We start from the raw sequence: 22,929 nt of genomic DNA on the forward strand, positions 1-22,929 counted from the left end.
TTCAGCGCGCGCCCATCCAGCCCTGATCTCTGAGCTGCCGCCCGGAGACAACGGAGGGGGCGCTGCTATCCGGAGTCCGCGAGCGCAACGTCTGTCATGGCTCAGTCAAGGCACATGAAAAGGTCTCATACGCTTCGAGATTTGCGCCCAGCGCCTCGCGACGATCGCGGGAACAGGTAGGTCCGTTGATCGGGCGCTCAAGGTTCAGGGAGCTGCGCCGAGCAAGCCAGTCGCCCGACGCGCCTCGATGTCATATGGATACGTGACAAGCCATCGGTACGCTCGGAGTTGGAGTCAGGTTCCGTCTCGGAGTCAGCCTTCACATCGAAAGGAACGCCGTGCGTCTAGAAGATATCGTCGCCCCGGCGGGGTTGGCAGGCATCGTACCCGGCCGTCCGGTGACGGTGCTGGCGGCATGGATGCACGGCCCGAACGCGGTTGAGGTCACCTACCGAGACGACAACGGTGACCTCGGCCAGATCGTCCTCTACCGGGCCGACGAGTCGAGGATCGAGCCGCATCTCAACAGCGGGCGTCCATTCGATGCCGACCCGCGGAACTTCCGCCTTGCCGCCGAGGCGCAACGCATCATGCTCGCGGCTCTGCATGACCCCATGCTCGCGGTGGCGACGAGCGCTGTGCAGCCTCTGCCCCACCAGATCCGTGCGGTGTACGGCGAGATGCTGCCCCGCACGCCGCTTCGGTTCTTGCTGGCCGACGATCCCGGTGCCGGGAAGACGATCATGGCGGGCCTCTACATCAAGGAGCTGATTCTCCGTGAGGACGTGCGCACCTGTCTGGTAGTGGCGCCAGGCGGTCTGGTCGAGCAATGGCAGGACGAGCTTGCGCTGAAGTTCGGGCTGGAGTTCGAGATCCTTGGCCCGGGCGCTGAGGACACCGTTCCCGGAAGGACCGTCTTCGACCAGAAGCCGCTGCTCATCGCGCGAATGGATCAGCTCGCGCGCAACGAGGTGCTGCTCGATGAGTTGGAGCAGGCCGAGTTCGATCTGGTTGTGGTCGACGAGGCGCACCGAATGAGCGCGAGTTGGTTCAGTGGCGAGCTGAAGGCATCCAAGCGATTCCAGCTCGGCGAGCTGCTGAGCGAGCGCGCCAGGCACTTCCTGCTGATGACCGCAACCCCGCATAACGGCAAGGATGAGGACTTTCAGACCTTCCTTTCGCTGCTCGATCGCGACAGGTTCGTCGGGCCCGGCGGCAGGGACGCCCATTCGGGAACCGCCGATGGCCTGATGCGCCGGATGGTGAAGGAGCGCCTGGTGACGTTTGAGGGGCGGCCGCTGTTTCCTGAGCGGATCGCCGAGACCGCCGCATACCGACTCTCGCCGGACGAGCAGTACCTCTACGAGGAGGTCACCGAGTACGTCCGCAACGGGATGAACCTCGCCGACCGACTGGAAGGCAAGCGGAAGAACACCGTAGGCTTCGCCCTCACCGTTCTGCAACGCCGACTTGCGTCCAGCCCGGAGGCGATCTACCAGTCGTTGCGGCGACGCACTGATCGGTTGGAGCGGCTGCGCGCCGACCTGATCGATGGCATCCTCGACGCGCCGCCGACGGACACGCCCGCGTCGCTGCTGGAGGACGATCCCGACATCGATGAACTCGACGCCGCCGAGCTGGAGGAGGCCGAGAATGAGCTCGTCGACGCTGCGACCGCGGCGCGCACCGCGGCGGAGCTGGAGACGGAGATCCTCGACCTGCGGAGGCTCACCGAGATCGCCCGCAAACTTCTCACCAGCCAGCAGGACGTGAAGTGGCGGGAGCTACGCGGTGTGATCGACAGCCATGTTCTTGCCCACGCCGATGGCACCCCGCGTAAGCTCATCGTCTTCACCGAGCACCGCGACACCTTGAACTACCTCGATCGCCGCATCGGGCAGTTGCTCGGCAAGCGTGATGCCGTCGTCGTCATCCACGGCGCAGTCCCGCGATACGAGCGTCGCCGCATCACCGCCGAGTTCACTGCGAACGCCGACGTGCAGATTTTGCTCGCCACGGATGCCGCGGGCGAGGGCCTGAACCTCCAGGCGGCGCACCTCATGGTCAACTACGACCTGCCGTGGAACCCAAACCGCATCGAGCAGCGCTTCGGCCGTATCCACCGGATCGGCCAGACCGAGGTGTGCCGGCTGTGGAACCTCGTCGCCGAAGACACCCGCGAGGGTGACGTGTTCATCCGCTTGCTCGACAAGATTGAGGAGCAGCGCGCTGCCTATGGCGGCGAGATCTTCAACGTACTCGGGACCTCCCTCGGAGAATTGTCGCTCACCAAAGTACTGCGCGAAGCGATCCGCTATGGCGAACAGCCCGAGGTCAAAGCCCGAATGTGGGAGGTCATCGACGAGAGTGTCTCCGCTGGCCTCCAAGAGCTGCTCGACGACAAAGCCCTCGCCAACGAAGCCCTCGCACCGAACGACCTGGAGACGCTGCGCCGCGAGATGGATGACGCCAAGGCAAAGCGTCTCCAGCCACACTTCATCCGCGACGCATTCCTCGAAGCGTTCGATCGAGTAGGCGGCCGCATCGAGCGGCGCGAGAAGGGTCGCTACGAGATCACCCACGTTCCTGCCGCGGTACGCGAACGCGCGGGGCGAGCGCCGATTGCGCGACGTTACGAGCGCATCACATTCGATGTGGACACCGTCGACGTCCACGGTGCCCCGCGCGCCGAGCTCCTCGCACCGGGCCACTCGCTACATGATGCCGTGCTGCACCTCGTTATCGACCAGTACGGCTCAATGCTCGACCGGGGCACAGTGCTGAAATCCGACACGGTGCTCGAGCCGACGCTGCTGATCGGCGTTGTCAACGAAGTAAAAGACGCCACAGGCGCAACCGTCAGCAAGCGCTTCGGCTACTCGTTTGTTGGCGAAGACGGTATTGCGCATGAGGCCGGCCCTGCCCCTTACCTCGATTTCGGGCCCGCCGACGACGCGCAACGGCAGTCCGCAGCAGGACTGCCATGGCTGGCGCAGCGCGAGCACGATGCCGTTTCCTGGGTGATCGCCGAGCAACTCCCGACCTTCGCCAACGAAGTCACCGTCCGTCGCACGGCGGAGTTTGAGCGCGTTCGCGAGCGCGTTATCACGCGACTCACTGGCGAGGTCAACCGTCTATACACCAAGGCGTTGAAGACTGACGCGGACGCCGCGGCAGGCAAGAAGGTCCGGTACTCTAGCGAGACCCTACGGCGTCGTGCCGAGGACCTCGAGCAGCGCCGCGTGACCCGTCTTGCGCTCATCGATCGCCAGCTCGCGATGTCGCCCGTCCCCCCGAGGATTACGGCCATCGCGCTCGTAGTGCCCCAGATTGAAGTGGAAGCCTCGCGCGACCCGAGCGTGTCAGCAGTCGCCCGCGCTGCTGTCGAGCGCCGCGGCGTCGACGCAGTACTCGCCGCCGAACGCGCGCTGGGACGTTTCCCTGAGGAGCAGGCGCATAACAACCCTGGTTTCGATGTCCTCTCGCGCGCTGTTGAGAGCCCCGATCTCCGAATCGAAGTCAAGGCTCGTATCGAAGGTTCGGACACATTCACTATCACCCGCACCGAGGTGCTCACCGCGCTCAACGCCGCGCCCGACCACAGGCTCGCCCTCGTGAGGGTCAGCGCTGGTGACTCCCACCTCGACCAGGTGCGCTATATCGGCAACGCCTTCCAGGGGGTTGAACCTGCCTGGCTCACCGACTTCGATGTGGTCTCCCAGAACCTTTCCTGGAACGACTGGTGGGCGCGCGGAACCGAGCCGTTCTGACGCAGAGTCGCTCACCGCGGAGCCGAAGGTTCCGGCGTGCTTGCCTCGGTACTTGCCCAGTCATCGCTAAGGTGAGAGAACGTAGCGTATCGAAGGGGATTCCATGGCGAGCCAGCGCCTCACAGTGTTCTTATTGACGGAAGACGTGCGTGTGCCGAACGATGCTCTGGATGCGGCTCGCGAGAAGCCTTATTCGGAGCAAGAGCTCCCCGCCACCGTCGGATTCGAGGGTGCGTTTTACTCGAAGTACAACCCACCGAAGTTCCCAGAATGGGTTAAGTACGTAACCCCAGTGCTTGGCTCCGACCTCGACGCCAAAACGGCGTCAGCATCAGGGCTTCTCATTATCAAGGCCGTCAACCGATACTTTGCGCTGAGCTTTGGGTTCGGCCGCAGCTTTCTCGATCCCTCGAAGATCGAGCGTCGCTTCGGACTCAAAGTCGCACTGAACCGTATCGACGCGCAACAGATTCGCAGCCTAGACACCAAAACGTTCGAGGACATGGTGGTGTCGAAAACCACGCAAACAAGCAAGAACGCGGAACTAGCCAACTTCGGTGTCGATGCTGCACGGGACCTACTGAGAGCTGTCACGGGGAAGCCGTCGGACAAGTCACTCGGTCGGACGATCTCCGGTTCGGATGCGCTTGTCCTCACGACGAAACGCTCGGTGAAAGAATTGCCCGACCTTCTCGCGGAGCTTCTGGTGGCCTATGAGGATGACGCCTACAAGGCCCGGTTCGAGTGGATCGACCACCTTGCGGAGGTGAAAGACCCAACCAACATCAGAGCCCTCGATGCCCAACTCGTCAAGCAGCTTCAAGTAGGAGATACAGCGAGAACTCACTTGGCGATGCCGGAGAACTTCGGATGGGATGAGATTTCCGGCTTCAAGATCGACGGAGCTGGCCGGACAGAGTTCGACGACCTCGACCTTGATGAATACCTCGAAGCCCTGGGCGACAAGCGAAACGACCTTACCGTCGAACAGCTCAAGTCCCACAAAGTCAAGGTCGGCTGGATCAGGTCAGGCAACTTTGACGCTCGCTGGAGCGTGTACAACGCTCTCGTCTCCGAACAGCACGTCGACCAAAAGTTGTTCGCACTGATCGAGGGCCGGTGGTTCGAAATCGCCGAAACACTGGTTGCAGAGGTTGACAGCTATCTCGAATCCCTGCCTGTTGCAGAGACCACTCTTCCCTCCGCGATCAAGAACGAGAGCGAGGGGACCTACAACGCCCGCGTTGCCGAACTGTCGACCGACCTGCTACTGCTCGACAAGAAACTTGTGCGTGCGCAGGATGCCGCAACTTCTATCGAGTTCTGCGATCTGCTCTCGTCCGGCTCAGAACTGATACATGTCAAGAGGAAGTCCCGGTCAGCGACCCTCAGCCACCTCTTTGCGCAGGGCAACGTCTCGGCGAACACTCTGATCGGAGATGGCCCATTCCGCGACGCCGTGAGAGCGCGCCTCGGGCAGGCCGCAGGAGACGACGCCGCCCGCTGGCTCGACCTGATACCAGGGTCAGACTCCCAGCCAGACCGTTCCCGCTACACCGTGCACTTTGCGGTTCTAACGAACTCAAAGGGAACGGGAACTGATTGGCTACCGTTCTTCAGCAAACTGAATCTGATGCAGACTGCAAAGCAGATTCAGAGCCTCGGCCCAGCCGTCGTTATATCTCGGGTGCCGGTCGATGCGACGACGGCGTAACCGCTCTAGCGCAGTAGAGCGGGTCGGTGGGCCGCGAGCCTCGTCGACGAGCTGTTCAAGGGCTGACGGGCCTCGCGGGTAGGCTCGAACCCGCGGCCTGATCGGCCAAGAGGTACGCCCGAGAGGAACCGAGTGGCAGTCAGACGCAAGTTGATTGAGGTGTCATTACCGCTCGACGAGATCAACAAGCAGTCGGCGCGCGAGAAGTCGATCCGCCACGGGCACCCGTCGACGTTGCATCTCTGGTGGGCACGTCGCCCGCTTGCGACGGCGCGCGCGGTGCTTTTCGCGCAGCTCGTTGACGACCCGAGCAACTTCCACGCTGAGTATCGTCAGGAGGCGGTCGACAAGGCCTATGAGGACCCGGACGCGTGGGCCGAGCATCGCGTGAAGCAGGAGCGTGAGCGTCTTTTCGACCTCATCAGGCGGATGGTGAACTGGGACAACCTGAACGACGAAGACCTCTTCGACCAGGTTCGTGCCGAGATCATGCGCTCGACGGATAACAACCCGCCAGCAATTCTTGACCCATTCGCAGGCGGTGGCACGATCCCGCTCGAGGCACAGCGGCTCGGCCTAGAGGCGCACGCTAGCGACCTTAACCCGGTCGCGGTGCTCATCAACAAGGCGCTCATCGAGATCCCGCCGAAGTTCGCCGGACGCGAGCCGGTGTTTCCCGGCGCAGCGGGGCAGCGCAACGCTTGGCCGAAGGCAACAGGGCTCGCCGAGGATGTACGCCGCTACGGCGAGTGGATGCGCAGCGAAGCCCAGAATCGCATCGGCCACCTCTACCCCAAGGCCACCCTGCCCGACGGGTCGAAGGCGGCTGTCATCGCCTGGATCTGGGCGCGGACGGTCACTTGCCCCAACCCCGCCTGCGGCATCGAGATGCCTCTCGTACGCTCCTGGTCGCTCGGCAAGAAGAAGGGCAAGGAAGCCTACGTCGTGCCACGCGTGGTCGAAGGGCGTGTTGAATACGAGATCGGGCACGATCCAACGGCGTGGCCGACCGGTGGCGCTGACGGAACAATGTCTGGCAGGAAGGGTGCCGTTTGCGTCTCCTGTGGAACTGCGGTTCCGACCGAATACATCAAAGCGGAAGGGTTGGAGCGCAGACTCCGCGCAACGCTAATCGCGACTGTCGCCGAGGGTGAAAGGCGCCGAGTCTATCTCGCCCCTACGGTCGAGCACGTCCAAGCGGCGAACGTGCCCAAGCCCGGTTGCACCCCTGACCAGAAGCTCGGGATTGATCCGCGCAATCTCTGGACACCGTCCTATGGGCTGGACACCTTCGACTCGCTTTTCACTAATCGGCAGTTGATGGCGCTCACCACATTCAGTGACCTCGTGTTAGAGGCTCGGGAGCGCGTCCTCAGTGACGCACTTGTCGCCGGAATGCCCGGGGGAGACCGCCTCGAAGCCGGCGGCACTGACGCCTCCGCCTACGCCGACGCCGTCGCGACGTACCTTGGTCTGGCCGTGGACCGCATCGCCGCAGTCAACTGCTCACTTTCACGATGGAATTCTGCGCCATCCAAAGAGAGCGTTTCTGATGTTTTCGCCCGTCAGGCTATTCCGATGGTGTGGGACTTTGCGGAGGGCAACCCGTTGCAATGGGGACCGGCGAATGTTCTGTGGAGCGTCGAGTGGGTGGCTCGCGCCGTCAACAACCTTCCCCTGGGGTCTGGGGCCGTCGAGCAGGCCGATGCCGCGAGCCGGAGCTTCTCGGGGCTGCTCCTCTCGACCGATCCGCCGTACTACGACAACATCGGGTACTCGGACCTGTCCGACTTCTTCTACGTCTGGATGCGCCGCTCTCTGCGCCCGATTCAGCCGAAGCTGCTCGGAACGATGCTCGTTCCAAAGGCTGAGGAGTTGGTCGCGAACCCATACCGACATCGGAGTACGGAAGGAGCCAAGGCCTTCTTTGAGGCGGGGTTCGAGCACGTCTTCGCTCACGCCCGCGAGAGCGCATCCGAAGACTACCCGATCGCCGTTTACTACGCCTTCAAGCAGTCCGAGACTGATGAAGGTGGCGAGGCGTCGACAGGCTGGGAGACCATTCTTAGTTCGATGGTTCGCGCGGGCTGGTCGGTCACGGCGACGTGGCCGGTGCGCTCAGAGCGTGGCGGTCGCATGATCAGTGTCGGAACGAATGCGCTCGCTTCTTCCGTAGTTCTTGCGCTTCGCCCTCGCCCATCGGACGCCACGGTCACTGACCGCCGCGGTTTCATCGCTGCGATGAAACGTGAGCTCGGCCCGGCGCTTCGTGAGCTGCAGCAGGGAGGCATTGCCCCTGTCGACCTGCCACAGTCGGCGATCGGGCCGGGAATGGCGGTGTTCTCCCGCTATGCAAAGGTCATCGAATCGGACGGCTCGGAGATGACCGTTCGCTCTGCACTCGCCCGGATCAATGAGGTTCTCGACGAGCTTCTCACCGAACAGGAAGGCGACTTCAACCCGACGACGCGCTTCGCGATCGCCTGGTATCGCGGCAACGGCTACGAAGCTGGCGCATTCGGCGACGCCGAGAATCTCGCACGCGCCCGGGCTACTGCCGTGGCAGCGATGGAACGTAGCGGTATCCTCACTGCTCGGGCTGGCAAGGTGCAGCTCTACCGCCCAGGGGACCTGTCCGGGGACTACGACGTGGCGATGGATCGGCACACAAGCGCGTGGGAGGCGCTGCAGCACACCATCCGCATCCAAGAGTCAATGGGCATCCCCGCCGCAGGTGCATTCCTACACGAGGCGAGCCGTCGCACAAATGGTCCAGTCGACCTAGATCTCGTGAAGCAACTGGCTTACCTACTCTTCCAGGTTGCCGAGAAGAACGGCTGGACGAAGGACGCCATCTCGTTCAACGGCATCGCCACCTCCTGGTCAGAGCTGCTCGACTCCGGGCGGACTTCTGCACACGTAAGCACCGCGGCGACCCTCGACTTTGACGCACTCGCGGAGTAGCGATGGCGATACGTGACGCGGACCGCAAGCTGCCGTGGGGGCGCGCACACAACCGGTGCGCCCCACTTGGCTCATGAGGTTCCAGGGCACGGTCAGCAGCAAACAAGTGGGCGGCTTCGATGACTGAGCCCCGAAACCTGTTGAAGGGCTGGTGCACTATAGGTCGGTCCTTCTCAGAAGGGCTGCGAGAGTTCGGTGATGATTCGCGTATCCAGAGTCTGGACGCGCATCTCAAGTCGCTCACCGGGCTCCGGTCGGGCGAGCCTGGTGCAGCATGGGCGCTCGCCGCACACACGGGGCTTTGGCCAGAGCCACGCGACGGGGCTGAACGCGGCCAGCGGCTGATCGACTTCGTGCTATGGGGAGAGGGCGACCATCTGGAAGCCGCCGAGGTCATGCAGACGACTGACCGTGAGTTCATGCGCCGACTTCGGACAATGAGCGACGCCATTGTTCCCGCCGTCCACGCGGCGTACAGCGGAACACGTTCCTGGGGGCTCCAGTTCGAGCGTTTCGTCGAGCTACCGTCGAGCAACCGCGACCTCCAGCGGCAGGTGTCTATCTGGGCAGAGGCGCTTAGGACCGCCGACCCGGAGGCCGGTGCCATAGAGTTAAGGCAGGGGCTTAGCGCCTGGCCGTTCAGCGATGAGAGACCCGCTGGTGTCTACTTCAGTAGCGCCAACGCAGAGGTTGGCGAGCGTCCGGAGACGCCCTACCTGGACCGCCTCTCTGAGTACCTCGCCACCGACAGCAACATCGCGCGACACGTCGAGAAGCTGAGTGCTGAAAGCACGACGCTCGGTGCTCGCCGCACCCATCTGTATCTACCAATCGCCGCGAGCGGCGAGAACGGTGATCTGTTGGCACTGTCTCCGAGCCTCTTTACTTGGGGCACGTTCACACCGCTTGAGGGCATCACCGACCTATGGCTTGCGAATGGCCTTGAAGTCTTCCACTGGTCAGCAGAGACCGGCTGGGTCTATCACCCAGATACGGACGAGAGTGCGGAAAACGCTCGCGCCCACCGTGCCGGGCCGAACTCCTAGCTTCCGCCACGCCGACCAAGCCCCCGACGTTCGGCCGATGTCCGCTGCCCTCGGTAGCCTGGGGAGTCAGGAGGCTTTCTAGTGGCGACATCAAATCGTGACCGCATCGGGCGGATGTTCGAGATCCTTGCGGAGGCGCTCGACCCCTTCATTGCAGAGGTGCTGGAGCCGCAGATCGGTGATTCCGATTGGGCGCTGGTGGTCAAGCTCGCCGACGAGGAGAAGGGCATTACCGGCAAGGCACACAGCCGGGAAGACCCTGCCATGCAGCTTCGGATTCTGACCGAGGGCCTAACGGGCCGGGTGAAGAAGGGCTGGTACCCGTTCAAGGGCGTCGTCACCCGCGAGCACGAGGCGTATGCGAGCCTGCTACGCGAGACGCGGAACCAGTGGGCGCACAACGCGTCCTTCGATGACGACGCGGCGCTGCGGGCGCTCGACTATGCCCGGCTGCTGCTGTCCGCGGTGGGGCAGGCGCATGCGGCCGACAAGGTGGACGCTATCCGGCTCGACCTGCGGCGGATCGCCACGGGCAAGCAGGACTCACGTGCGCTGAAGTCCTCAACCGTGGTGCCCGGCGCGTCGGGGCTGGCCCCGTGGCGGCAGGTGCTGAAGCCGCGCGACGAGGTGGCGACAGGCAACTTCCAGTCCAGCGAGTTCGCCGCCGACCTCTACAAGGTCGCACGCGATCCCGCGGCGACGAGCGGGGAGTATTCCGATCCGGCGCAGTTCTTCGCCCGCACCTACCTCACCGAGGGTCTGCGCGACCTCATCGGCCGCGCGGTGAAGCGCCTGGCCGGGGATGCGAACGCCTCGCCCGTGGTGAATCTCCAGACCAACTTTGGTGGCGGCAAGTCGCACTCGATGCTGGCGCTGTGGCACCTGGCCGGCGGTCTGCCGCTGAGCCGGTTCCCGCAGGAGGCGCAGGAGCTGCTGACGGCGAACGGCTACCCCGTGGTGGGCATCACCGCGCGTCGGGTCGCGCTGGTCGGCAACCACTTCGCGCCGCAGGGCGAGACGAAGGACGACGGCACCCGCGTGAATACGCTGTGGGGTGAGCTGGCGTGGCAGCTCGGCAGGCGCGAGGCGTATGAGATTGTCAAGCAGCATGACGAGAAGCGCACCAACCCGGGCGCTGACCTGCACAAGCTGTTGCATAAGTACGCTCCGGCAGTCATCCTGATCGACGAGTGGGTGGCCTATGCGAGACAGCTCTACGGCCGCGAGGACCTCGCGGGTGGCACGTTCGACACGCAGTTTACGTTCGCACAGTCGCTGACCGAGGCTTCGAAGTCGATACCCGGCATTCTGCTCGCGATCTCGATCCCCGCTTCACACGACGCGGACGACAGCGGTGAGTATGCAGGTGCGGCCGAGGAAGTTGGCGGCTCGAACGGTATGGAAGCACTTAAGCGCCTCCAGAATGTCGTGCGGAGAGTCGCCGACCAGTGGCGGCCAGCGTCGAGTGACGAGGCGTATCGCATCGTCAAGCAGCGGCTATTTGAGTCCGAGGATGCGCGGGCGCTTGCACAGATCGCTGCGACGGCCAGGGCCTTCAGCGACTTCTACGTGGCGAATGCGGGCGAGTTCCCCAAGGAGGCCCGCGACCCTCAATACGCCCGGCGTATCCAGCAGACTTATCCTCTGCATCCCGAGCTGTTCGACCGGCTCTACGAGGACTGGTCGTCTCTGGAGCGGTTCCAGCGCACGCGTGGCGTGCTGCGCCTGATGAACGCAGTGATTCATGCCCTGTGGGTCGGCGAAGATCAGGGACCTCTCATCCTGCCTGGCTCGATCCCGCTGTCGGTTGCCTCCGTGAATGCCGAGCTGACGCAGTACCTCCAAGACTCGTGGAAGGCCGTCATTGATGCGGACGTCGATGGGTTGAACTCAGAACCGGCTCGCATTGACAACGAGAAGCCCGTGCTCGGTCAGCGGTCAGTGACGAAGCGACTCGCTCGCACCGTATTCTTCGGTGCCGCGCCCACGATCGGCACAGCCCACATGGGCATCGACACTCAGCGCGTTTTCCTCGGCGCGGCGGTACCCGGCGACATCGTCGGCAACTTCCATTCCGCGCTCACTCAACTCGGTGACCGCACGACTTACTACTATTCAAGCGCGGGCAAGCACTGGTATGACACCCAGGCGAACGTCACGCGTCGCGCGAAGGACGCCGCTGACGCGCTCCATCAGGAAGATGTGTGGGCCGAGGTCGTCAAACGGCTCCGCGCTGAGGAGCGGACCCGGAGCGACCTCGCCGGTATCCATGTCGGACCAACCGACTCGGGGGACATCCCAGATACCGAGCAAGCGAGACTCGTCATCCTCCACCCGCGCTATTCGCACAAGGGTAAGAAGGGTGATTCACCCGCGATCGGCTTTGCACGCCAGGCCACCGAACGCCGCGGCACAGCGAATCGGACGAACCGGAACATGGTTGTCTTTCTCGCGCCAGACGAGGACCGCCTCGCCGAACTCGATCAGGCGACTCGATCTTTCCTTGCGTGGAAAGAGATCGTCGGCAAATCGAACGAGCTAAACCTCACGCCGCAGCAGCTTGCTCAGGCGCAGGAAAAGCGGGACCAATTTGGCCGCACCGTCGATGACCGGCTCGCACTGACCTACCAGTGGGTGCTCAACCCAGTCGCGCCCGACCCCAGCTCACCATTCGAGATCGAGATCGTCAGGGCTGAGGGGCAGACGGGTTCGCTCGCCGAACGTGTTGCAAAGAAGCTTGGCAGCACGGGCGCCTACAGCGTCCAGCACGCCGCCCGATCGATCCGGTTCTCGCTCGACACGAAGGTCCCGTCGGCATGGTCAGCGGGGCACGTCTCAGTCGGTGCGCTGTGGGGGCTTTATGCGCAGTATCCCTACATGCCGCGGCTCCGCTCGCGAGAGGTGCTGATCGACGCCCTCGACAACCAGCCGTTGCTTTGGCAGAGCGAAGGCTTCGCGCTGGCTGAGTCCTACGATGAGGCTGCCGGTAGTTATGTCGGTCTCTGGTTGCCCGGTGAGACGGGTCGTGCAGCAATTTCGGATGCAACTCTCATCGTGAAGCCTGAGCTGGCCGAGGCGCAGCGGGCGGCCGACCTGCTCGCGACAGCGACTGCGCCTGGCGGTGACCCTGCTAACAGCGACACGGGCGAAGGCACCGGCGCATCGTCGCCTGCCACGGGACCGGCATCTACGACAACGACGACACTGCCGAAGAAACCAGTCGCTACGCGCTATGTCGGGAGCGTACCGATCAACGCTGAGCGCTACTCCGCGGACTTCGCCAAGATCGCCACCGAGATACTCGCAAACCTCGCAGCGTCCGGCGCGAAGCTGTCGATCTCGTTGTCGATCGATGCGGTTCACCCTTATGGGTTCAGCGAGCAGCAACTCCGAACCATCCGCGAGAACGCCGGAACGCTGAAGTTCACGACAAACGAGTTCGAGGCGGAGTGACTAATTGTGGCCGTAGCTCGCGAACGAGTATGTCAATACTGGAACAGCAATTATCCGTTACTTAGGTCCGCTCGGAGACTGGTCATGTTCTCCTAGATCAGCTTTTGGAATCGCTCTGGTGAAATGCCCGATTCCTGGGCGACACGGACGGTGAACTCGTTTACCGTGCGATCGGTTTCGATGAAAACTTCACGCGTCTCATAAAGCTCCGCCAGCATCGTTCCCGTCCAGCAATAGTCATGAACGCGGCCGCCTTCTTCCGAAAGAAGCTCATCCAACTTCTTCGTTTGGGCGCAGCTTCGAAAACAGGCGCTGTCGCTCCGCCTCGACGATTTCTCTGACTAGTTCGGCCTCGGAAACATCGAACGCTTCGGGCGCAATCTGGGCCGTCTCGCTGATCGCGACGAAGTCATCGAACAGTTCCTTCTTCTTCGCCAAGATTTGGGTGACCCGTAGGTCGACACCTTCCTCGGAAAGCAGCCGATGGACCTGAACGGACCGCAACTGGCCCATTCGTCGCGCCCGGGCGATTGCCTGCCACTCCGTTGTCGGCTTGAGTTGCGGCTCGCAAATCACGACGACCGATGCGGCCTGGATGTTGAGACCGATGCCTCCAGCGATGATCTGGGCGACGAGCACAGCTCCAGATTCCGCAGCAGAAAAGTCGTCGACCAGTGTTTGCCGTTTCACGGCCGGGACCGATCCCGTCAGCGGCCCGAACACACTGCCGGACAATGCACCCACGACCTCGTTAAGGACGCTCAGGTAATTCGAGAAGACGATCACCTTCCGGTTGTTGTCCTGGGCCTCGTCTACGATCTCGATCAAGCGTTGGAGCTTCTCGGAGTCCATGCCTTGAAGCATCGCCGCTTGCCGCATGGCCTGGAAGTTGCCGGAGTAGACGGCATTCCTGTACGTGGCTCTGTCTGCGGCCGACATTGGCAGCCATTCTTCCACCTCGACCAGTTCAGGAAGCTCAGTGAGCACGTCTTCCAGGTTGCGGCGGAGGTAGACCGGGGCGACCTGCTGACGAAACAGCCGCGGGCGGAGGTCGGTCGCGTCGACCACGAGGTCCGGTCGGATGTAGTCAACGAGGTTGCGGAACTCTTCGACCCGGTTCTCCAGCGGGGTACCAGTGAGCAGGATTGCGCGCTCTGCCTTTTCGATCACTCGAGAGCTTCGCTGGGCGCGTAGCGTCCGGGGGTTCTTGATGTAGTGCGCTTCGTCAAAGATCACACAGGCAAGCTCGTTAACCAGGGCGAGGTGTAATTCGAGCCAGCCAAGGGATTCGTAGGTCGTGACGGCGATGCCGCCTAATCGCCGCCAACTCCGCAGGGCGGCGTCCCGTCCGGATCCATGCAGCCGGTGCGCTCGGAGAGTCGACTTCGCCTGGATCTCTCGCATCCAATTCGTCACGACTGCTGCTGGGCAGATGACCAGGGCATGTTGTGAGCCCTTTGTGCGCAGGTGCGCCACGGCGGCGAGCGCCTCGATGGTCTTGCCGAGGCCCATCTCGTCGCCGATGATGACCTTGCGCTGAACGAGTGCGAATCGTGCCGCAAAGCTTTGGTATCCGCGAAGCGACACGGCAAGGTGCTCGGTTTCCAGCTCTAGTTCACGGATGGCCGCGACTACATCCTCCGGCAACCCTCCGATGACGGCATCTTCGTCCTCGGTGAGGAACCCCAGCTCTTGAAGCATCGCGAAGTAGTCGGCCGGGCGGGCCAGAAAGTCCTGCCACGGGTCTCGCGGTGCGGCACCCGCAACCGAGGCAGAGATCGCCTGTGCACGGCGGACAACAGATTCGACGGCATCTACGAACGCAGCGTGATCCGAGAGCGCCGAGATAATAACCAGGTGCATGACGTTGCTGTCCAGCGCATTCGCCAGCGGGGTGAGTGCTTCGGCGCGGGCCAGGTCGGCCGTAGCGTTCTTCGTCTTCCGCGTAGCGTCCCAGATCCCGAGGTGTCTGACCAACGCGAGAGTCCGAGCTGTCGGGCTCTTAATATCGATGCGCACCGGCATCTCGTCGTACGTCGTCTGCCAGAGTGTTTGAGCTGCGCCCCGGATACGGCGAGCAGTGGTTGCGCCAATCCCCTGGAGTAATGAGAGTTGTGTTGCGTAGGTGAAGACGTCCTGAACCGTCGTGAACCCCGCGTCCGCCAGCGGCGCGATGCGAATGCGCTCCCTTGTGGCGTCCTTCAACCGCTCGATTGGCATCTCGGCGATCACGCGCTGGACCTCGGCCTTACGAAGCGCGACGCCGGCATCAACGGCCTGCTGTCGGAACTTTGCTTCCCTGGTCAGGTCGTCTTGGATTGTCTTGACCGCACCGGGAAGCGCTGACGTGACGGCGCTCGGAAGCAGTTGTGGTGCGCCGAGGCCGACTATCTCCGTGACGAGACCAACGGACTCCGAGAGTGCCGCGGCGACATCAATCGGGAACGGGTCACGAGACCGATCGTCGGTGCGAGACAGGATCGCGGGGACGCCTGCCGAGCGGCCCCAGGCAGCGAAGTCGGATAGGTAATGGCCGGCGTGCTCTCCCTTCTCGCGCACCTTGCTGCTACTAAAGAGTCGTCGAAGTCCGTACAACGCCCTGACGTCGCGCAGCGCGGTCGGGATTTCAGTGACCAGCTGTTGCAACGTTTTGGTTTCTTCCGGGGTCAGCAACGGGAGTAGTACGCGGAGGGCGAGCAAGCCGAACTGCTGGCTGTCGCTCTGGCGAACAGGAAGCACACTCCAGTGGCGCTCGCCATGCAGCTTTACGTCAACAATGCGTGACTTGATCGAGGCTGTTGCGCTGTCGGCCTCGGCTTGAACCCGAGAACGGTATGTCGTCACCTCCTGCGCGTGCTTCGCCCACTCCGAGACCTCATCCAATTCCGGACGCAGTCTGTGGAGTTCGTCGCGGATCATGCTGGTATCGTTCGCAATCGTCAGGTGATGGTCGGGCCCTCAAACGCTATTGGTAAGTACCCCTCAACGTTGGCGCCTAGCCGTATCGTAGCGACCGGCTGCGGGGAAGGAACCGCACCGTACTGAGGCTCATCGCATCGTGTCGTCGAATTTCGACAGGACAACGGGCCTGAGCCGCTCACTGCAGCGGGAAGGTACACGAAGTCAGTGCCGCTCCTTGGCCGGCGTGACCACTGCGTGCCGGCCGTGGAAATCATCGCCGAGTCCAGAACTTGTGCAAGCCAAAACTGATTCCTCAGTACGGCATCCGGCTTGTCACTATCCACGGCCAAAGTTCGTCGAGGGGAGCCTAACAAGAGGATTCGTGATTGCAACGTGTCGTCCCGCCATCTTTCGACGGCTTAGAGATGGTCAGGCGAGGTAAACTGACACCACCAAATGGGATGTACTTTCCGTCGGGCGATGATGCACCGAAGATCGCAGCTACACCTGTTTTCCCATCGAATTCATTCGTGACTACCCCGGATCGAGCATTTATAATCGGAGGAAGCGAACCGCCCGGTTCTCTGTCAACATAAGGGAACCCGCGAGTAGCCGAGACAGCCGGTTGGGATTCGAAAGAACATGAGGAATCCACGGGGTCGCAGGTTCAAATCCTGTCAGCCCGACCGCGGCCGCACGAAACCGCGAAGTCCCGGAAACTGAAGGGTTTCCGGGACTTTTTCAGGTTTCCGGGACTTTTTCAGTAGGTAGATTTGATCCGGTCATCGAAAACCCATCAAGAACCGCTCACCACCACCGCCCAACAGCCTTGTTCTCTACCTGGTGTCGGATGCCGGCGGTTCGGTGCGGACGCTCCGGCGACGCCGGCGCACCTGCCGGCCATGGATACCGACAACACCCCGCCCTTTGGGCTGGAACCGCTGCTGGACGTGATCGAACTCGCCGCCTACCTGGGCGTGCCGGTGTCGACCGTCTACGACTGGCGCACCAACAGCAAGGGCCATCGACCTGGAAGCTTATTCGGGAACTAACGCGCCCGTCACCATGGTTGGGATCGCTTGGCAAGCGTTTGTGGTGCCAAGTTGGCACCACCGCCGAATACACGATTCCCGGTCCCTGCCCGGAGCCGGGTGAACTGTTTGCCGGCGATGGTCATTCTCCAACTGGTCGAGGTCGTGCTTTTTCGCGAGGTCGGTGTAACGCTCAGCGGTGCACCGTATCCCACCGTAACCTCGGGGGACACTCGCCGCGAAGCAATCCACGTAGCCTGCACACTAGTTATTGCGCCACGCCGTCGCGTGGTTGAGAGATTCTCGTCCTAGAGTATCTCCATGGATGGTATACGCCTTACCGGAGATTCAGTCGTATCGGCGTTAACGTTGACTACATCTCCGATGATCTAAAGGTCCTCGTCCAAGCCCGGCTTAGTGACTATTGCTATGGCGCGACTCGCGTGATGGAAGATACGGCTTACTACTCGTTCGAGAAGACGGTTAAGCAATTTCTTGAACGATTCGAGTCGAAGCATCGGACGACGCAGATCGGCATGGCTGGCGAGTTCCTCGTCGATCTCCTTATGCCAATGGCGCAACCCGGCGCTCTCCAACACGAGTATCTATTTCAATAAAGAAGAGCGCAGCACAAAGAAGGGTTTCGACCTGACGTTTTTTGAAGAGACTTCCAATGCCGTCTGGTACTCAGAGGTGAAATCGGGCGAACCGACAAGTGACTCTGTCGACGTCAAAGTGGCATCTCTGATGGCAACTGCGGCTTCAGACCTTGCTTTTAAAATGAGGGCAGGTGCACCGCGGTCGCGCTGGGAATCAGCCCAGCTAGATGCGGGATTGGCGCTTAGCTCGAACGAAGACAAAACGGTAAAGGCTTTGCTAAGGCGCGACTTCACCGTTGCCCCAGCTAGATCCGACGTAGACAAGTTCTTCACGGAGCTGAGCCCAATAGCTTAAGAAGTGGGCGATCATTCGTTTGTAGGGTTCGTTATCGGAAGTGCCTCGGCACGAAATAACTTCGAGACGCCTCCGATTAGCATCCGTGGGCTGTATCGTACGAGATTCCCCATATGGGCACGACACCGATGTCCGCGGACGGCAGCCGGCCGGCTCAAAGGTGCGTCTGTTCAGCGTCCTCTTGCGCAACTTATGTGTGATTCGGGGCCAGCTGGCCGCTTGCATGTGACTTGCTAGGAGCATGGGCATGGGCATCGGCAGTACAACCGATACGGCACTGATGGAGGTCACAACGCCAGGCCAGTCTGCCGTTTATTTGCGAGGTTGCAGATTCCGCAGAGCCCACGTGCCGAGTTCCTCGATGGTCGGCACGATTTCGGTGCCCGCAGTGGTGAGTTCATAACTGACCGATATCGGTGGCCCTTCCGCGACGTCTCGGCGCACAAGTCCGACCTCGACGAGCTCGGACAGGCGCTCCGCGAGCACGGTGTCACTGATGCCACTGACGGCCTTGCGCAGCCCGACAAACGACGCGCTTCCCGTGCCGAGGACACCGAGAATCATGCCGTTCCATCGCTTTCCCAACACCGAGAAGGCAAGAGTGATCGCGGAATCACACCTGCGCGTGTTGGTCTCAAGGTCGGCCATGACATCAATCATAATCGTGCTAGCGTTTTCCGAGTCGCTTTGTTTTTCGTAGTCCACGTTTGGAGAACCAATGTCTTTGTTCCGCCTCGATGCCAGCATCATGCCCGCTACATCCCAGAGCCGTGCCCTGGCCGATCTGGTTGAAGCGGAGTGGTCCGCCGAACATCCCGACTCCGTCGTCAAGCGTCGTGATCTTGGCAGCGAGCCGCTGCCTGCCACGCTCTGGCGTGACGTCGTGACCAGCCGCTTCCTCGCCGAGGCAGACCGCAGTCCGGCTCAGCACGACGCTCACGCACGTGCCGCAGCACTCGCCGACGAACTGATCAACGCGGATGCCCTGTTACTGGCGATCCCGCTCTACAACTGGGGAGTCGCAGCCCACGTGAAGACCTGGTACGACGTCACCTACACCGACCGGCGCATCGCCGGAGGTGCCCTCAAGGGTAAGCCCGTTGTGCTCGCCACCGTCCTCGGCGGCAACTACAGCCCCGGCACCCCAAAGGAACGGTGGGACCACTCCACCCCGTGGCTTAGCCACGTGATCGGCGAGATCTGGGGTGCCGACCTGCTCGTTGTGCAGCGCCAGCTCACACTCGTCGGCGTCAATCCAGCGCTGGATCAATTCACCGGGCAGGCCGCAGAAATCAAGGTCGCCGCAGAGCAACTCGCGATCGAGCACGGGCGCGCCCTAGCCGCGAAGCGGTATTCGCGGGTGGGCTAACCCGGGATTGCGGGCATGGGCATCTCGCTCCGCGAGATCGCCGGGTCCATCGGCAGCCGCCTGGGCAAATGCTCGGCCGTAGGCGCCCCTTCTGCCTCAAGGGCGGATCGTTCGGTTCAACCTAATGAAAGAGATTACTCATCCATGAGCAGCATCAGTTTCATCGGTCTGGGGGGCATGGCCCGCGCCATAGCCGCTCGCGCGGTCGCGGGCGGCAACTCGGTCGAGCTCATCGGCCGCGACGCGGCCAAGGCGAAGGGCCTGGCTGCCGAGCTCGGCGGCGGGGCCACGGATGGCACATTCGGCGCTGTCCCGGCTGGTGATATCGTCGTCCTCGCCGTGCCGTACACCAGCGCAGTGCAGGTCGTCGCCCAATACGGGGATGCACTGGCTGGCAAGGTCATCATCGATATCTCCAACACCTTCAACGCCGACGGCACTGCTCTGGTCATCTCTGACGGCACTTCCGGTGCGCAGGAGATCGCCAAGGTTGCCCCGGTAAGCGCGCACGTCGTGAAGGCGTTCAACACCGTCTTCGGCCACGTCCTAGTAAAGGGGCGTCCGTTGGACGTGTTCTTCGCCGGAGATGACGCGCGGGCCAAGGCGAGTGTGTCGGCGTTCATCGAGAGCCTCGGACTGCGCCCCCTCGATGTCGGCGGCCTGGAGATGGCCCGCTGGCTAGAAGGGATCGGGCCGCTACTGATGGGCCTGGCCCGCCACGGCGTGGGGAACTTCAACCTCGCCCTCGGCGTCAGCATTCTCAGCTGAGCGCACCCGTGCCTGCCGCTCCTGCACCGCGTCCGGCAAGCGGCGGAGGCGCCCGTCGAGATCCAGATGCCGCATTATGCATTCTTGGTTGATGAGGACCTCTTCGGCCGCGCGTATGTGCGACAGGCCATCGCCCAAGCCCTCAGGCGTACGACAGCGACCATTCCGCCCACAGGAGTCGAGCCCTGCGTGTCCCGACGGAGGTTCCGCTTGTGACACAAGTCAGCAATCCTCGGCCAGCGAGCGTTCAACGATAGATCTGCGTCGGTAGAGGTCCGGCTTGCGGGTACCTACTTGATCCGTTCGTAGACTTGACCATGAGGTCCAGCAAGTGCAATGGGGATCCGGCTTGTGGGCCAGCTTGGCGCCGTCCGACCATACAGCGTCGCGCGTGCGATTAGCTGAGCGTCATGACACGCACACTCATTCTCGGTGGGACGGCATGGCTTGGTCGCGAGATAGCCGAGCGGTTGGTTACCAGAGGCGAGGACGTGACGTGTCTTGCTCGCGGTGAGTCCGGAGAGGTTCCGAGCGGCGTGACTTTCGTCCGTGCCGATAGGCGACATTCTGGTGCTTACGATGCTGTTAAGGGAAGCGACTGGGACGAAATAATCGAGCTTACGTACCAGGCCGACCTCGTCACCGGGGCGCTTGATGCTTCGGCTGATAATACGCAGCATTGGACCCTGATTTCGTCCGGCGCCGCGTCCTGCGCTGTCGCATCCGATGTCCTTAGCCCGAGAAGCGCGATTCCCTGTCACTCTTGGAGAAGGAGTGTGCGCGCAGCTTGAAGAACATCAAGATGAATGTCGTGGGGCTACAGGCGAGAACAAGGGCCAAGACCACCGCCCACCAGTCGCCGTTGACCGCGAAAAAGGCACCGAATGCGAGCGCAACCGATAATCGCACGACGTTGACGATGAGAAGACGGCGCCGTCGGCGCATCAGTTTTGCCTCGTCTGGCTCTTCCGGCCACGGCTCGTCCCAACTGCGTCGCACGAGCCAGACACAACCGATGGACATCAGAATCGTTGCCACCACCAGCAGGATCGCGCCGAAAATGCTCAGAGGCGGGTGAGCGATCATTCCGCCCGCGACGATAGCGACTAGAACACCCAGCACAATCGTGTAGGCACCCGCCACCCTTGGTGAGACCTTACGCAGCACGCCGAGACCTTCCTCCGGCTTTTGTGCTGAACACTACTACTGACGTCAGGCCAGCAGTGGCACATGGATCCGGCTTACGGACACGGGCGCCCCGGGGCGCAAATGGCACGGACTGGGTTTGCTTCGTGAATACACCAGAACGCGAGGTTGACCGGCCCGCAGAGACAACTTAGCCAGCCGTCTAGCCCCGAAATGTGGGGTCGGCTCGTGGCGCGGACTTTTGGACTGGACGGTGTGGTGGAGGGCCACAGCCAAGTATCGCCGGCCTCCTTACGCGCCGTATTCCTAGCCGACATGGCAGCGGAACGGACACCGGAAACTTCGCTTGCTCCGGGCCAGCGTCTCGAGCCGGTACACATTCACGGCGTGCAGGACACGAGCATTCATCTGTGATTACCGGCGGATAGATGCATCGAACTGACGAAATCGGGTTGGGGTGAGCCGCATCAGTATGGCGACTTCGGAACCGAACTCATGGTCTACGGCCCACGAAGCGACTCGGAACTGGAACTTGTGCTCGCGGTAATTCGGGAGAGCATCTCATTCGCACGCGGCGCGACACTGTGACTTGGGCACGATGGCCGTACGTCTCGCGAGGGAACCGGCGCGGACATGGCTGCGCGTGTATGGCTGTGGGTCGAAGCATGCGCCACCCGCGATGGCGCATCGCGCCGATCTGGCCGTCAGTTCTTCTTCAGCTGCTCAGCGGGCATCACGATGATGCCGCTGGGGCCGCGGATATACGTGAGCTTGTAGACGTCCCGACCGAGGAAGCGACGCGGTGCATGCCAATCTCGTTGGGGCGAGTCGGGTTTGACTCGATCGCTTCGGGGGTGGATGTACTCGAAGAGTTCCAGGCGACCGTGACCGTCTAGTGTTTGGAGCATCGCGATGTTGGCGTGATTGCCATTACCCGGAAACCCGAACTCGGGCAAACCTAGGCGCGGCCCAGCCGATCCTCATTTGCTCGGGCGGCCGGCCGGGTCGACGGAGTCACGAAGTACCGACCACTAAGTTCTTAGTTGGTTCCGTCGGGATCAAACGGCGGTTCGCCGCTGCGGAGGTCGACATCGGACTCACGAATGGCATAGCGCATGGCCGCCTCAGCCGCCGCGGGGTTGCCAGCCTCCACAGCTTCAAGCACGCGGCGGTGATCGGGCACCGGGTCGAGCCAGCCGGCTCCGGGATGGTGCTGGATACGGTTCCTAGCGTCGACGGCGTGTACCACCACGACATCCAATCGCATCATCAATTCGTTATGGGTCGCCTGCAGCAAGCGAAGGTGGAAGTCGCGGTCGGCGGCAGCGAGGCGATCCACGTCCTGACCGGCCGCTTCGAACTCGGCGAAAGAGCTACGTAGCGCCTCGATGTCGGCCGCATCCCGAAATTGCGCTGCCATCCGTGCGGTAGCTGGCTCGATGACGTCGCGCAATTGGGAAAGTTCTGCCAGCAGGCGGTCATCGTCGCGGTGTGCTTCCCGACGCCACATTATGACGTCACCGTCGAGCAGTTTCCAGGAATCACGGTTCGTCACGATCGTCCCGCGCTTGGGCCAAGAGTCGATCAGCCCCTTCTCGCGAATTACGCGAAGTGCCTCCCGGATTGCGGTCTTACTTACTCCGAACTCGGGTTCGAGCGCGTCAACGTTGATTCGGGATCCGGGCGGATAGTCACCACGGACGATGCGAAGCCCGAGCTTTCCCACGAGCTCTGCATGAAGATCAGCCATGAGTGTGACCCTATCGAACAAATCCGGTGTACCTGCTTGATTTTACGTATAGACCTAATGTTA

15 protein-coding genes and 2 pseudogenes are annotated in these 22,929 nt (G+C 62.3%); 10 read left to right on the forward strand and 7 right to left on the reverse strand.

Annotation, left to right across the window (positions count from 1 at the left end; translation table 11 throughout):
* Positions 1-338 precede the first annotated feature (338 nt).
* The 5 genes from ABFX56_RS15380 (at position 339) to ABFX56_RS15400 (ending at position 12,947) form a co-directional block, all read left to right on the forward strand.
* Positions 339-3,770, forward strand: coding sequence for a helicase-related protein (locus tag ABFX56_RS15380; RefSeq protein ID WP_346234242.1), 3,432 nt, complete (start codon positions 339-341; stop codon positions 3,768-3,770).
* 103 nt (positions 3,771-3,873) lie between these two features.
* A complete protein-coding gene (locus ABFX56_RS15385; protein ID WP_346234243.1) occupies positions 3,874-5,484 on the forward strand; it encodes a DUF6119 family protein in 1,611 nt (536 codons plus the stop codon).
* 132 nt (positions 5,485-5,616) lie between these two features.
* Complete coding sequence (locus tag ABFX56_RS15390) at positions 5,617-8,448, forward strand: DUF1156 domain-containing protein (RefSeq protein WP_346234244.1); 2,832 nt, start codon at positions 5,617-5,619, stop codon at positions 8,446-8,448.
* A gap of 119 nt (positions 8,449-8,567) precedes the next feature.
* Entirely contained in the window at positions 8,568-9,494 is a 927-nt protein-coding gene (locus ABFX56_RS15395) for a hypothetical protein (protein ID WP_346234245.1), read from the forward strand.
* 81 nt (positions 9,495-9,575) lie between these two features.
* The gene (locus ABFX56_RS15400) at positions 9,576-12,947 is read left to right on the forward strand and encodes a DUF499 family protein (protein WP_346234246.1); all 3,372 of its coding nucleotides are present in this window, start codon (positions 9,576-9,578) and stop codon (positions 12,945-12,947) included.
* Between the two features lie 92 nt (positions 12,948-13,039).
* Here ABFX56_RS15400 and ABFX56_RS15405 read toward each other — a convergent pair whose 3' ends face one another.
* Positions 13,040-13,225: a hypothetical protein gene (locus ABFX56_RS15405; RefSeq protein WP_346234247.1), complete on the reverse strand. Its 186-nt coding sequence runs from the start codon at positions 13,223-13,225 to the stop codon at positions 13,040-13,042.
* Positions 13,218-15,866 (reverse strand): DEAD/DEAH box helicase, encoded by a 2,649-nt coding sequence (locus ABFX56_RS15410; protein ID WP_346234248.1) that lies wholly within the window; start codon positions 15,864-15,866, stop codon positions 13,218-13,220. The genes ABFX56_RS15405 and ABFX56_RS15410 overlap by 8 nt, the downstream gene beginning before the upstream one ends.
* An 884-nt stretch (positions 15,867-16,750) precedes the next feature.
* Between ABFX56_RS15410 and ABFX56_RS15415 the strand changes: the two genes are divergently transcribed.
* Positions 16,751-16,900 (forward strand): hypothetical protein, encoded by a 150-nt coding sequence (locus ABFX56_RS15415; RefSeq protein ID WP_346234249.1) that lies wholly within the window; start codon positions 16,751-16,753, stop codon positions 16,898-16,900.
* A gap of 584 nt (positions 16,901-17,484) precedes the next feature.
* On the opposite strand, the gene ABFX56_RS15420 is transcribed toward ABFX56_RS15415, so the two are convergent.
* Both ABFX56_RS15420 and ABFX56_RS15425 read right to left on the reverse strand, forming a co-directional pair.
* Positions 17,485-17,811, reverse strand: coding sequence for a hypothetical protein (locus ABFX56_RS15420; RefSeq protein WP_346234250.1), 327 nt, complete (start codon positions 17,809-17,811; stop codon positions 17,485-17,487).
* Positions 17,812-18,145: 334 nt separating this feature from the next.
* Positions 18,146-18,583 (reverse strand): winged helix-turn-helix transcriptional regulator, encoded by a 438-nt coding sequence (locus ABFX56_RS15425; protein ID WP_346234251.1) that lies wholly within the window; start codon positions 18,581-18,583, stop codon positions 18,146-18,148.
* Between ABFX56_RS15425 and ABFX56_RS15430 the strand changes: the two genes are divergently transcribed.
* From ABFX56_RS15430 to ABFX56_RS15440, 3 genes are all read left to right on the forward strand, one after another.
* Positions 18,582-19,202 carry an NAD(P)H-dependent oxidoreductase gene (locus ABFX56_RS15430; protein ID WP_346234252.1) on the forward strand — a complete coding sequence of 207 codons (621 nt, stop codon included), beginning with the start codon at positions 18,582-18,584 and terminating at the stop codon, positions 19,200-19,202. The genes ABFX56_RS15425 and ABFX56_RS15430 overlap by 2 nt on opposite strands.
* A 144-nt stretch (positions 19,203-19,346) precedes the next feature.
* A complete protein-coding gene (locus ABFX56_RS15435; protein WP_346234253.1) occupies positions 19,347-19,970 on the forward strand; it encodes an NADPH-dependent F420 reductase in 624 nt (207 codons plus the stop codon).
* A 410-nt stretch (positions 19,971-20,380) separates the two neighbouring features.
* Complete coding sequence (locus ABFX56_RS15440) at positions 20,381-20,761, forward strand: NAD-dependent epimerase/dehydratase family protein (RefSeq protein WP_346234254.1); 381 nt, start codon at positions 20,381-20,383, stop codon at positions 20,759-20,761.
* Here the strand turns inward: ABFX56_RS15440 and ABFX56_RS15445 are convergent.
* Positions 20,703-21,113, reverse strand: coding sequence for a hypothetical protein (locus ABFX56_RS15445; RefSeq protein WP_346234255.1), 411 nt, complete (start codon positions 21,111-21,113; stop codon positions 20,703-20,705). The genes ABFX56_RS15440 and ABFX56_RS15445 overlap by 59 nt on opposite strands.
* Before the next feature lie 429 nt (positions 21,114-21,542).
* On the opposite strand from ABFX56_RS15445, the pseudogene ABFX56_RS16335 reads away from it, so the two are divergent.
* Positions 21,543-21,704 (forward strand): annotated as a pseudogene (locus tag ABFX56_RS16335) (luciferase domain-containing protein); the annotation flags it as partial.
* Between the two features lie 116 nt (positions 21,705-21,820).
* Here ABFX56_RS16335 and ABFX56_RS15450 read toward each other — a convergent pair.
* Together ABFX56_RS15450 and ABFX56_RS15455 are read right to left on the reverse strand one after the other, a co-directional pair.
* A pseudogene (locus ABFX56_RS15450) lies at positions 21,821-22,048 on the reverse strand (VOC family protein); the annotation flags it as partial.
* A gap of 107 nt (positions 22,049-22,155) precedes the next feature.
* Complete coding sequence (locus ABFX56_RS15455) at positions 22,156-22,866, reverse strand: FadR/GntR family transcriptional regulator (protein WP_346234256.1); 711 nt, start codon at positions 22,864-22,866, stop codon at positions 22,156-22,158.
* Between the last annotated feature and the right edge of the window lie 63 nt (positions 22,867-22,929).

It is taken from the genome of Parafrigoribacterium mesophilum, assembly GCF_039652555.1.
In the GTDB taxonomy this organism is placed as follows: domain Bacteria; phylum Actinomycetota; class Actinomycetes; order Actinomycetales; family Microbacteriaceae; genus Parafrigoribacterium; species Parafrigoribacterium mesophilum.

What these genes read in the sequence shown, in the direction of transcription:
- ABFX56_RS15425 (WP_346234251.1), bottom strand. Translation starts at nt 18,583, where the DNA reads ATGATGCTGGCATCGAGGCGGAACAAAGACATTGGTTCTCCAAACGTG.
- ABFX56_RS15385 (WP_346234243.1), top strand. Translation starts at nt 3,874, where the DNA reads ATGGCGAGCCAGCGCCTCACAGTGTTCTTATTGACGGAAGACGTGCGT.
- ABFX56_RS15395 (WP_346234245.1), top strand. Translation starts at nt 8,568, where the DNA reads ATGACTGAGCCCCGAAACCTGTTGAAGGGCTGGTGCACTATAGGTCGG.
- ABFX56_RS15455 (WP_346234256.1), bottom strand. Translation starts at nt 22,866, where the DNA reads ATGGCTGATCTTCATGCAGAGCTCGTGGGAAAGCTCGGGCTTCGCATC.
- ABFX56_RS15440 (WP_346234254.1), top strand. Translation starts at nt 20,381, where the DNA reads ATGACACGCACACTCATTCTCGGTGGGACGGCATGGCTTGGTCGCGAG.
- ABFX56_RS15430 (WP_346234252.1), top strand. Translation starts at nt 18,582, where the DNA reads ATGCCCGCTACATCCCAGAGCCGTGCCCTGGCCGATCTGGTTGAAGCG.
- ABFX56_RS15410 (WP_346234248.1), bottom strand. Translation starts at nt 15,866, where the DNA reads ATGATCCGCGACGAACTCCACAGACTGCGTCCGGAATTGGATGAGGTC.
- ABFX56_RS15415 (WP_346234249.1), top strand. Translation starts at nt 16,751, where the DNA reads ATGGATACCGACAACACCCCGCCCTTTGGGCTGGAACCGCTGCTGGAC.
- ABFX56_RS15435 (WP_346234253.1), top strand. Translation starts at nt 19,347, where the DNA reads ATGAGCAGCATCAGTTTCATCGGTCTGGGGGGCATGGCCCGCGCCATA.